We start from the raw sequence: 11567 nt of genomic DNA, 5'->3' as shown, positions 1-11567 counted from the left end.
GCTGTCGCCCGACACCAGTTCGGGAACCTCGGTCCCTCGATCATACCATCCGGCGGGGGGTTCGCCAGTAAACGACCGGCGTTCCGCCCCGCCGCCGGCACTCGCCGTCCTCGATACCGACTACTCCTTGCCGGCCAGGATCTCTTCCAGTCGCTCGCGGGCCGCCTTCATCTGGCTCTTGAGCTCCGGGATCGGGGTCTCACGGTACGAAGCCACCAGCGAGGAGTCGGCCACGCCGAGGGCACCCAACAAATCGGCCGCCGCCCGCTTCCTGGCTGCGGGTTCATAACTTCCGACCCGGCCGATCCAGACCGGCGCCGTGTGCGCAAAGGCGTAGCTGTCCATGGCGGGCCACCGCCCGATGGCGCCCCCGACGGCCCGGACGGCCACCCAGCCACCTTTGGGCAAGGTCAGGGTCCCTTCGTAGTCCTTCGATCCGGGCTCGGTGAGCCCCGGGGCGGTATGGACCACCGTCCCGTTGACCACGACCTCGACCCGCTCGACCGGGACGGCGGAATGCATTGCCAGCCGCCACCGCACCGGCCGGCCCGCGTCGACCACCCCGCCGGCCCGCTGCCCGCCCACGGTCCAGTCCAACATCGGTCCGTTGGTCACGAAGCTGTTCCCCCGCTTGAGCGCCGCGAGATAACTGGTGAAGGTCGGATCCCCGTCGACATGGGCATAGACCCGGGTCGTCCCGATGGCCATCGTCCGGTAGTAGTTGTTCATCACGTCGGTCCCGGCCGAGGGGACCATCGGGATCCCGAGATTCAGGACCCGGTGCCACATCTCCATCGAACCGATCTCGTCACTCCAGAGGCAGGCGATCTCGAGGGCGTCGAGTTGGCCGAGCACGGCGTCCGCCACCAATTCGACCGGGATTCCGCCTAACGCCTCCTTCGCGAACGGGGTCGGGCCCATGATCGGATGCATGTAGGTGGCCATCCCTCCCTGCCGCCGGGCGAATTCGAGCACGGTGCGGTTGGGCCGGTCGTCGCTGCCATAGACCTCATAGCCGGGCCCCCAGACCCAGGGCCAGAAGAGGGACTGCATTCCGATCAGCCCGATGTGGCCGAGGAAGTGGGAGCGCACCTCTTGGCCCCAGTACACGAACGGCAGGGTGTCGAGCCGCCGGTATTGGAACATCGGTTGCTCCTCGAACCGGGTGTGGAGGTTCGCGATGAGCGGGGTCAGCACGTCCACGCCTTCGCCGGCCGCCAACGGGAGGAGATCGGCCGGCGCCAGCCGATAGGGCCCGCCGTAGTTCAGATGGAAGTGGTGGTCGCCGGCATACCACCCCGACGCCCGGGCGTTCCAGACCGGGGCCAACTCGATATCGACTTCCTTGGTCTCGCCGGCCGCGACGGTGGTCCGCGCGGCCGCCACCGGAGTGGTGAGGCCCTGGACCGCTTCGACGTCGATGGCGCCCGCCGGGACGACGAGTTCGATGGTTCCCGGCGAGTAGAAGAAGGCGATGCCGTTCTGGCCGTCGAACCGGACTTGGCCCCGATCGGGCACCATCGGGTGGCCGAGGCCGTCGCGCACGGCCAGGCGGGCCGCCGTCGAGGCGGAGTTGCCGCTCAGATGGGTCCGGACCCGGAGGCGACCCGTCGGGCGGGCGGTATCCCAGCGGACGATGGTCACTTCGGTGGGGCTGCCGCCCTGGCGATCGATGCGATAGAGGTGCATCTGCTGGTCGCGATCGGCCTCGCTGTAGAACACCGACCGGCCGTCGGCCGACCACCGCGGAACCAGCGGCATCCCGTGACTGCGGCCCAGCAGGACCGTCGTGCCGGGCGTCGGACCGACCGACGTCAGTCTCAGTTCCCAGCCGTTGCCGTCGCTGCTTGGCATCGTGTAGACCAGGTGCCGGTCGTCCGGGGCCACCGAGTAGCGGAGCATCGACAGAATGTCCCCGGTGACGAGGATTCGCTCGTCCCCGGTGTCGAGGCGGCGGACCCGAATCTCGTCCCGATTTCCCCAGGCGCCTTTCGACAGGTAGACGATCCGGTTCCCGTCGCGAAGCGGCTGGGGCTCGAGCTCCAAGTCGCCCGTCTGGGTGAGCCGGGTCTTGGCTCCGGTCACGAGGTCGATCCGCCACAGGTCGAGGTCGCCGGCGACGGCCGAACTCCAGTAGACCGACTTCCCGTCGGGACTGAACGCCGGATCGAGATCGAGGGCCGCCTCGTCGACGACCACCCGTTCGGCGCCGGTGGCCAGGTCGAGCGCGGTAATCGCGGTCTCCTTCGAGTTGTCCCGGATGAAGACCAGTTGGCGCCCGTCGGGCGACCACGCCGGCCGTGAATCGACGTCGGCCCCCGAGGTAATCTGGCGGGCGACACCGGAGTCGCGGTCCAGCAGCCAGAGCCAGCCGCGGGAGGCGAAGGCGATGGTCCGGCCGTCCGGTGACGGCGCCGGATCGATCGGCCCGTTGGTCAGCAGCGGAAGTTCGAATCCTTCGAGATAGACATGGTGACTCCAGCCCTTCACCTGAGGGTAGCGATGACTCCACTGGGCGAGCAGGCCGGCCGGAGCGGCGCCGAAGAGCAGGATGAGGGTTCGGCAGATTTGGAGGGCGCTGATACGGGTCATGGGAACGGCCTCATGAGGCGTGGCGGTACTCGATGGAACGAGGGTGGCGCCTCAACTTACCGAGTGCCATACCGGCCTCCAAGGCACCCGATTTCGCGAGGCGTCCCCGCGCGCGGACGACCAGTCCGCGCCGACGCCGGCCGGCCAGAGCGCCGGTGACCTCATGGGCCCCGGCCTCTGGGGAAGGCATTGATGCCATGTCGCATCACCTATGATGCCAAAGACCACGTCGGGCCATCAAGATATACCAACCGGAGCCGCAGCGTCGCGCGACAGAACTCCACGTCTTCGAAGCAACCGTTCCCGCTACCCATCGGGCAGCACGGCGGTCCCGGGTGTCACGCCCTGAGCGTAGTAGCCGAAGGTGGCATGGAACATCGAGGCCTCCCCGATCGAGGTGGACAGCCCGCCCCCGGCCTCGTAGGTTGGGAGGGGCGAAGGAAAGTCCTATTCCTATTCCTATTCCTAGACGGCCCGTATGATCGCGCCAGGCTCGCGCCCCACTGCAGCACCTGCGAGGTTCCGCATGCCCACGCACGCACGGCCATTGCTCATTAGGTGCCTAACGGTCATCGCCGCGACCGCGTTCCGTCCAGCCGCTGCACAGGCTCCGAATCCTGGGTCCTATTCCCCGCCTCAGTTCAGCGTGCAGCAGTCGCGTGGACACAAAGTTTCGATGCGCGACGGCGTGCAGCTGTCGGTGGACATCTATCAGCCGGCGACACCGGGCCGCTACGCCAGTCTCCTCTCGATCACGCCCTACGACAATAACGCCGGGTGGAAGGAACGCGCGAAGTGGTTCGCCGCGCGGGGCTATGCGGTTGTACTCGCCGACACCCGCGGCCGATATGACTCGGACGGCGAGTGGGATCCGTTCGGTGCCAAGCAGAAAACCGACGGGTACGATGTCGTTGAGTGGATCGCCAAGCAGCCGTGGAGCAACGCCAATGTGGGGATGTATGGCCCTTCATATATGGGGTGGGAGACCTGGTGGACTGCCACACAGGGACCCCCCTCCCTCAAGGCGATCGTCCCCGAGGTCGCGCCGCCGGACGCGTTCAGCAATGCGCCGTACCAGAACGGCGTGCTCGTGTCGTGGATCTTTGACTGGGCTGCGATGATGGCTGGCCGGACGGGACAGGAGGTGGCCCCGGGACCGAAAGGAGGGTTCGTCAACGAGCGTGCGCAGGACCTGATGCACACGCCTTATGTCGACGTTAACCGCAACCGGGGCGTGATCGATGCACCCTGGTTCGAGACCTGGATCCGCGACAACCTCGCCACATCGGCCTATTGGAAGGCGATCTCCTACCAGACAAAGGGGAGTTACGCGCGGGTGAACGTGCCCTCGCTCGCGGTCTCCGGGTGGTTTGACGGCAACCATCCCGGCACTCCGATGAACTACTTGGCGATGAAGGCGCTCGGCGCAACCCCGGAAGCGCGGCGTCCGCGTTTCGTGATCGGCCCATGGTATCACTGGCCCGTCGCCACGCGGGAGCTCGGAGGGATTGATTACGGCGCTGCCGCGGCCATCGACTGGGACGGTTACGTCACCCGGTTCTTCGACCATTACCTGAAGGGCGTCGATAATGGCGTGGAGCGCGACGCGCCCGTGCACGTGTTCGTGATGGGCGCGAACGAGTGGCGCGCCGAAGCGGACTGGCCGCTCCCGCGGACCCAGTGGACCAAGTTCTTTCTGCGCAGTCAGGGTAAGGCGAACTCGATCCGGGGCGATGGTGTGTTGAGCCCAACTGCGCCGAGCGGACCGGAGCCGGCCGACAGCTACATCTACGATCCGGCAACGCCGACGCGCGATCCGTTCTTCGGCTCTCAGAACAGCCGCGGCGACATAGACGGGGCGTTCGATACCCGCCTCTCGGCCATCACCGATGACGTGTTGGTGTACACGACGCCCGTGCTCACGGAAGACGTCGAAGTCACCGGTCCAATCACCGCCAAGCTTTACGCGGCGACGTCTGCGCGGGACACCGACTGGATGATGCGCCTTGTGGATGTGCGGCCGGACGGCAGCACCGCCTTCCTCACCGACGGCGTGATCCGCGCGCGCAATCGTGATCCGGAAAATCAGGGTCGCTTCACGGCGGAGCGGTTCACAACGATCACGCCGAACCAGGTCTATGAGTACACACTGGAGTTCTGGCGCGGGACGGCGAATGTCTTTGCCAAGGGGCATCGCATCCGCGTGGAGATCTCGAGCAGTTTTTTTCCCTACTACTTGCGCAACTTGAATACCGGCGAGGACAACGTGGGCCTGGCCACAGGTTCCGTGGTGGCTACGCAGAAAATCCACCATTCAAGCCAGGCTCCGTCACACATCGTTCTTCCGGTGATCCCGAGGCGATCCTGAGAAAGAAAGTACGACTTGGTGCGGGATCTCTGCCATGAACCGCTCAGCCCGGCTACTTGAAGAGGTCACCCTTCGCGACCCGCCGGGAGAATTCCTCCACCGGAGGAATCGTGACGGCGCGATCCCGGAGCATGTCGACCCCGCCATAGACTAGATATCCCGCCGACAAGGTCTTCTCCTCAATCAACTGCAGGAGGGTGGCCGAATCCTCGCGGCGCCGGATAAAGTCGACCTCGGGGTCCGTCAGTAGGAAAGCTCACCTCCAGCATTGCAGCCGGGCCGGGCCGGCCCGGGCGATCCCGAGGTCGGTGAGGAGCGGGTGCCCGCGGGAGAGGAGGATGTTCTCCGGCTTGATGTCCCGGTGAATCACTCTCTGGCCGTGGGCGTAATCGAGCGCGTTCACCAACTACACCAACGTTACCAGGAAGCGTGCCGCGGTCCAGAGGTGAATCCGGTCCGTCGTGACGCTTTCGGCGTGGCCGTGGAGGTGGACTTGGTACGCGTCGCAGGCGGGGAACCGCTGCTTGAGATAACGCAGCGACGCCGACGCCGGCCCGGCCGTCACCATCGGCACTTCGCGCAGCTGGATCCAGGACCTGCGCTGGCTCGGCCCGGATACGCTCCTCGTGGGGGGAGTGAGTGGTGGGTTTCTGTTGTTACCAGCGGGGGGTGGGAAGGCAACGGTCTTGACCGTACCGGACACCTCCCGTGGCGAGGTTTGGCACCGTTCACCGGTCGTCCTCCCTGGCGGCGGGTTGGCTTTCGCCGTGCTGACGGGGAGGGGTCCCGTTAGGATTGCGATCACCGGGCCGGGGCGCTCGGGCTGGACCAAGTTGAGGTCGGGGCGCAAGGTGCGGTCTGCTACGCCCGGCGGGGCTGGTGGGGAAGCCGTGTGGCCCCCGGATGGCCTCCTTCTCACCAACTTGGGTCGGGGGTCCCCGAGGGGATCCCCGGTTCGAACGGGTCCTCACGACGCTCGGCCTCCGGGGCCGACGTCAGTAGACCCAGCCGTCAGATCAGGGCACGGGGCCGTCCTTCTTCTTGAAGTTCTGGAACCACCCCTCCCGGAACGAAATCGTGTGGAGGAAGTTCGAGGGCCGGTTTAAGTACCCATGCCACTCGTCCTTGAGCCGCACCATCACCGTCGGCACCTGCCGCATCTTCAACGCCATGTAATACTCCTCCGTCTGCGGCATCGGGGTCCGGAGATCGCCCTCGGCCGTCAGCACCATCGTCGGCGTCTTGACGTTGCCGACGTACATCAGCGGCGAGCGCCGGAGATGCTCCGACGGATCCTCCCAGGGGAACTTGGCGAAGTTGTAGTACCAGTTGGGCCCGTCGGTGGTTCCGACGAAGGAGATCCAGTTGATCACCGGACACTCCGACGATGCCGCGGTGAACCGGTCGGTGTGACCCACGACCCAGGCCGTCAGCACCCCGCCGCCGCTGCAGCCGTAGACGAACAGGTTCTTGGTATCGATGTAGCCCCGGTTGATGACCGTGTCGACCCCCGCCATCAAGTCGTTGAAGTCTTTTCCCGGATACGCGTTCTTGATCTCATTGCCGAAGCTGCTTCCATAGCCTGAACTGCCCCGCGGGTTGGTGAACAGCACCACGTAGCCCATCCCGGCGTAGATCTGCCACTCCCACCACTTATAGGTCAGCGAGCTCGCGAACATTCCGTGCGGCCCGCCATGAATCGACAACATCAGCGGATACTTCTTCTTGGGATCGAAATCCGGCGGCTTGACGATCCAGCCCTGGACCTTGAGCCCCTCGACCGACGGATACCAGATCTCTTCCACGCTGCCGAGCCGCTTGCCGGCCAGGATGTCCCCATTCAAGTCGGTGATTCGCTTGGGCGCCGGAGTCTTCGCGTCGAACACCACCACGTCGCCGGGGGAGTTATTGGTGTTGAGGATCGCCGCAGCAGTGCCGGTCGGCGAGAGACTGAGATCGCTCAACAGGTGATCACCCGTGGTGAGCCGTTTCGGTTCGCCCCCGGACGCGGCGGCAAAGAACAACTGCGCCTGCCCCCGGTCTTGCGCGACGTAATACACGCCGCTGCCATCGGCCGCCCACGACACGTTTTCAGGTGAACGGTCGAGCGAGCCGTCGATCCGGCGCGGATTCGATCCGTCGATGCCCATCAGGTACAACTTGTTGGTGATGTAGGTGTCGTCGGTCCAGTCATAGCCGAGATACGCCACCATCTTCCCATCGGGCGACACCACCGGCCCGAAGTCCGGCCCCTTCCGGGCGGTCAGCTGTCGGACCGCCTTGGTAGCCACGGCCACCGCGTAGATCTCCGACTCCCGCCACTGATACTCCGCCTTCGGAACCCGAAGCCCGCTGAAGAGAAGTTCCCGGCCGTCCTTCGACCACGACAACTGGCTGTGATTCCACGGGCCCTCGGTCAGTTGGGCCGGTGTCCCCCCACTGGCCGAGACGACGAAGATCTGGGTGTGCCCCTCGTCGACGTACCCGTTCCAATCGGACCGATACTGGAGCCGGTCGACCACCTTCGGTTCCTCGGCCCAGGTGGCCCCCGAGGGCTTGCCGGGTATCGCCGTGCTCCACTTGGATTTTTCCGGCACCATGGACGTGAACGCGATCCACTTGCCATCGGGCGACCAGGTCAGGTTGCCCGGCCCCGACTCGAGCCGGGTGACCTGGGTCACCGCCCCTTCGGCGTCCATGTAGCGGACGAAGATCTGCGCCCCGGTCGGCTCGCCGAGTTTCACGAAGGCGAGCCGGGTCCCGTCCGGAGACCACCGCTGGCCCCCGGCGTCGACCAGCCACCGGTTCTTGGAGCCATCGCTGTTGACCAGCCAGACCGACTGTTTCCATCGATCGGTCATCTTGTCGATCCACCACCGCGAGTAGGCCACTTGCTTGCCGTCCGGTGAGATCTCCGGTCCGCCGCCCCGAAAGAAATCCTTCGGCGCTTCGGCGTTGAGGAAGTCTTCCATCATGAGGCGGTTGGCGACCGGGGTTTGGGCGGTCAGGCCGACGGACGGGGTGGCCAGCACGGCCAGCGCGATCAGGAAACGGGACGGTGTCGGCATGGGCACTCCTCGAATTGATGCGGGGACATCCACCGATTCAAGCTATGTCACTTCCCGGTGTCGTGCCAGCCGATCATCCGCCCGATCAATACATCGAGTGCCTGCCCGGTCCGCACCGTAGCGGGATCAGCCGCGTTGGTGACCGCAATGAATCCGATGCCGCGGCCGAGGCCCAGCCAAGCCACCGAGTGGTTGACGGTGTTGGATCCCTCATGCGCCGCGGCCCGGCCGCCGGCCCACCCGCGCGTGACCAAGACCCAGCCAAGCCCGTAGCTGTCGGTACCGGTGAGCGGCACTCGGTTCGTGAACAGATCCCGGCCGGTGGCCGGTGTGATCAGGGTCGATGCCCCGGCATCGGCCGCCAGGAACTCGCGGATCAGTTTGGCCCAGTCACCCAACGGGAGGTGGGCCCGCCCAGCGGCCGAAAGACCAGGGAGATTGTCGCAGCCTTCGCAGGGAGCCCAGCGGCCGTTCTGGAAGGAGTGGGCCACCGGCTGGTCGCTGGCGCCGGCCGCGGCCTGCGGGCCCCACCCGAGCCCAGTGACGCCTAACGGTTGGAGCAGCCGGCTGGCCAAGAGGTCCTCGTAGACCCCGTGTTCGGCGCGCTCGATCATCGCGCCGGCCAGCACGTAGCCCAAATTGCTGTAGGCGAAGACCCCGACCGGACCGACCGGCGCCTCGGCCAGCGTCCACGCCGCCAGGCCGTCCCGTTGTGATTTCGCGGTGGCACCCACGAACGCGGACACCGGCGGATCATTCCGGATCCCGCCCCGGTGAGAGAGAAGATCGCCTAACGTCACGTCCCGGTACTCGGGCCGCATCATGGCGGCCAAGTCCGGGAACGCCGCGCCGATGGTCGTCGACCAGGCCAGCGTGCCCTGGTCGACCACGGTGGCCGCGAGCGCGGCAGTGACCGCCTTGAGATTGGACCCGATGTGCCACTTGTCGTCCACCGTGACGAACGGACCCCGGTCGGCGCGCCGGGTGCCGGCGACCGCCAGCGCTTCGGTGCCGGCGCTCGTGATGATGGCGCCGCCCATGGCCGGCAGTCCGTACGCCCGGCGGACCGAGTCAACGATCCGGCCGAGGCCCGGCGGGGCGACCTTGAATTCGAGGGCGGCGCTGACGCTTCCGACCGAGGCCGTGATCGTGGCCGTCCCATTGCCCGTCGCCGTGATGGTGCCGGTCGTGGCCACGGTCGCAACCAATGGATCGCTCGACTTCCAATCGATGGTGGCCTGCGCCGAGCCTTGGGCGGTCCGGGCCACGGCCGTCGCGGTCACCCGTTCGCCACCAGTGACGATCGCCTGGAGCGGGGTCACGGTGAGGGAGGTAACCTCCGCCGGCGGCGGGGGCGGCGGCGGAGCGACGGGATCAGGGCCTCCGCAGCCGAGCACCGCGACGGTAAGGAGACCCGCGAGCCCTGGTTTCACCTGTCGCCCCTGGCGGGAATGACCGGCAGGAGGATCCGCGAGGGATACGTCGCTCCATGGTGAATCCGTTGCGTCGCCACCACCGACTCGGTGGCCAGTCCGGCGTTGTCGGCGCCGGAATTGAGATTTCGGAGATAGAACGGATAGTAGCTGCTCGAGATCTCGAGCCGGATCCGGTGGCCCTTCGCAAAGACGTTGCCGGTAACTCGCCAGAACTTGATCCGGTACTCGTAGACCTTATTGGGTTCGATGGTGCTCAACTGCGCCGCGTTGAACCGCCCTCCCGCGGCCGGGTCGCGGTTCCGCGCCCGCATGATGCCTTCGCCGAGCAACGCCGCATAGCCGCTCGGATGGACGTCGACCAGCCGGAGCATCCAATCGGTGTCCTTCGCCGAGGTGGCGGCAAACAGGGTCGCCTCGATCGGCCCGGTGACCTCGACGTCTTCGCCGAGCACCGGGGTCTGGTAGACCACGACCTCGTCGCCGATGGCACCGAGCCGGGCATCGACCGCGCCGGGAATGTGGCCGTGGGTTCCGTAGGTCGACTGGGTCGGGTGCTCGGGATCGTACACGTAGGTATCGAGCCCGGCCGTCTTCGGCTGGGTGGCCGACAAGACGCCGTCACCCTTGAGCGAGTTGGCCCGCCCGCCGCTGGTCAAGTAGTATGGCGTCCACTTGGTCTCCGGAAGCGGCCAGTCCTTTTCCGCATACCACCGGTTCGGCCCCATCACGAAGACCCAGACCGGCGGATCGTTGACGACGCCGTTGTCGATCCCCTTGAGGTAGTAGTCGTACCACCGGGCGATATAGCCGTCGAGATCGATCAAGGCCTCGGGCCCGTAGTCGATGCCGCCCACCACCCGTTCGTTGAGCCCGTGGTACCACGGTCCGATCATCAGCTTGGGCCGGCGCCCCTCGACGGACCCACCGTAGGCTTTCATGCCGAGATAATTCATCGGCGAGCCCGGGAAATCCGCATCGAACCAGCCGGTCATGTTGAGCGCCGGCACCGTCATCCGGGCGTAGTTCTCGGGGCCCTGATACGAGATCCCTTTCCAATAGGGATGGGTCGAGAGGTTGGCCCGGATCCAGGTCTCCCACCAAGGCGCAAACGCCAGCCCGCGCGCCTCGTTGAGCGTGAGGTACGGGGTGTGCCAGAGGTCGCGGGCCCGGGTGTTGGTGTAGCCGCCGTACGGACCACTGTCGACCACCTGCGCGGTCCGGCCCGACATCCAACCGGCCCAATCGACGAAGGCCCCCAACATGATCCCGTTCTGATAGGGGATGTTCTCCATCTGGTCGGGGGGCGCGACCTGCGGCGCGATCGCCTTGAGCGCCGGCGGCGCCTGGCTGGCCGTCCACCATTGGGTCCAGCCCGAGTACGATCCGCCGATCATCCCGACCCGGCCGTTGCTCCACGGCTGCTTGGCAATCCACTCGACCAGATCGTAGCCGTCGGTCTTGTGGTTGGGGGTGAACGGGTCCCAATCACCCTCGGAATCAAACCGGCCCCGCGAGTCAACCGCGATGACCGCGAAACCGCGCTCGGCAAACCATCGGGCCCGGGCCCGGATCCCGGCGTTGTCATAGGGCGTGATGTAGAGAATCCCGGCCTGCGGCCCCGGAGCGGCCGGCCGATAGAGGTCCACCGACACCCGGACCCCGTCGCGCATCGTGACCATGATGCTCCGGGTCTCGACGATCTGGTATCGGACCGTCGAGTAATTCCCGGCCTCAGGCCGCTGGGCCAGCGTGGTGCGAACGGTGAACGTGCCGATCAGCCCCACCGCGAACGTAACCGCGCGGATCCTCATCATCAGTCGGGAACCACCCCCACCGCCAGGTGACTCGGCACCTTCGGCCCGTGATCCACCCGGTGGGTTTGGGCCCTGAAGTCGCCGGCCTTTGCCTCGATAATGTTCGGCACGTAGGTCTGGGGGTTCCGGTCGTAGAGCGGGAACCAGGTGCTCTGGACCGGTACCATGAGCCGATGTCCCCGGACGGTGAACGGGGTGACCGTGTTCGCCGGAATCGGGACCGGCTGGGCGGCGAGGCGCCCAACGGGGGCAAAGACGAGAAGAGCCAGAAGGGACAGTTTCACGTTTG

7 protein-coding genes are annotated in these 11567 nt (G+C 66.3%); 1 reads left to right on the top strand and 6 read right to left on the bottom strand.

Annotated features, from left to right (window positions below):
- Window positions 1–120: 120 nt before the first annotated feature.
- The gene (locus EXR94_08290; GenBank protein MSR02722.1) at window positions 121–2592 is read right to left on the bottom strand and encodes a hypothetical protein; all 2472 of its coding nucleotides are present in this window, start codon (window positions 2590–2592) and stop codon (window positions 121–123) included.
- Window positions 2593–3070: 478 nt separating this feature from the next.
- On the opposite strand from EXR94_08290, the gene EXR94_08285 reads away from it, so the two are divergent.
- Window positions 3071–4960 (top strand): CocE/NonD family hydrolase, encoded by a 1890-nt coding sequence (locus EXR94_08285; GenBank protein ID MSR02721.1) that lies wholly within the window; start codon window positions 3071–3073, stop codon window positions 4958–4960.
- Window positions 4961–5216: 256 nt separating this feature from the next.
- On the opposite strand, the gene EXR94_08280 is transcribed toward EXR94_08285, so the two are convergent.
- From EXR94_08280 to EXR94_08260, 5 genes are all read right to left on the bottom strand, one after another.
- Window positions 5217–5366: a hypothetical protein gene (locus tag EXR94_08280; protein ID MSR02720.1), complete on the bottom strand. Its 150-nt coding sequence runs from the start codon at window positions 5364–5366 to the stop codon at window positions 5217–5219.
- Window positions 5367–5976: 610 nt separating this feature from the next.
- A complete protein-coding gene (locus EXR94_08275; GenBank protein MSR02719.1) occupies window positions 5977–8028 on the bottom strand; it encodes a S9 family peptidase in 2052 nt (683 codons plus the stop codon).
- Window positions 8029–8075: 47 nt separating this feature from the next.
- Window positions 8076–9461: a class A beta-lactamase-related serine hydrolase gene (locus EXR94_08270; GenBank protein ID MSR02718.1), complete on the bottom strand. Its 1386-nt coding sequence runs from the start codon at window positions 9459–9461 to the stop codon at window positions 8076–8078.
- On the bottom strand, window positions 9458–11278 hold the full coding sequence (locus EXR94_08265; protein MSR02717.1) for a CocE/NonD family hydrolase: 1821 nt from the start codon (window positions 11276–11278) through the stop codon (window positions 9458–9460). The genes EXR94_08270 and EXR94_08265 overlap by 4 nt, the downstream gene beginning before the upstream one ends.
- Window positions 11278–11562, bottom strand: a complete 285-nt coding sequence (locus EXR94_08260) for a hypothetical protein (GenBank protein MSR02716.1) — start codon at window positions 11560–11562, stop codon at window positions 11278–11280. Before EXR94_08260 ends, EXR94_08265 begins: the two co-directional genes overlap by 1 nt.
- Window positions 11563–11567: the final 5 nt, after the last annotated feature.

The sequence above is a fragment of the Gemmatimonadota bacterium genome (assembly GCA_009692115.1).
GTDB lineage: Bacteria > Gemmatimonadota > Gemmatimonadetes > Gemmatimonadales > GWC2-71-9 > SHZU01.
Note: the sequence above shows the minus strand (reverse complement) of the source record. Positions and strands in the feature narration are given on the sequence as shown.

Excerpts from the sequence above, each read along its gene's own strand:
- EXR94_08275 (MSR02719.1), bottom strand. The coding sequence starts at position 8,028 with ATGCCGACACCGTCCCGTTTCCTGATCGCGCTGGCCGTGCTGGCCACC.
- EXR94_08285 (MSR02721.1), top strand. The coding sequence starts at position 3,071 with ATGATCGCGCCAGGCTCGCGCCCCACTGCAGCACCTGCGAGGTTCCGC.
- EXR94_08265 (MSR02717.1), bottom strand. The coding sequence starts at position 11,278 with ATGATGAGGATCCGCGCGGTTACGTTCGCGGTGGGGCTGATCGGCACG.
- EXR94_08290 (MSR02722.1), bottom strand. The coding sequence starts at position 2,592 with ATGACCCGTATCAGCGCCCTCCAAATCTGCCGAACCCTCATCCTGCTC.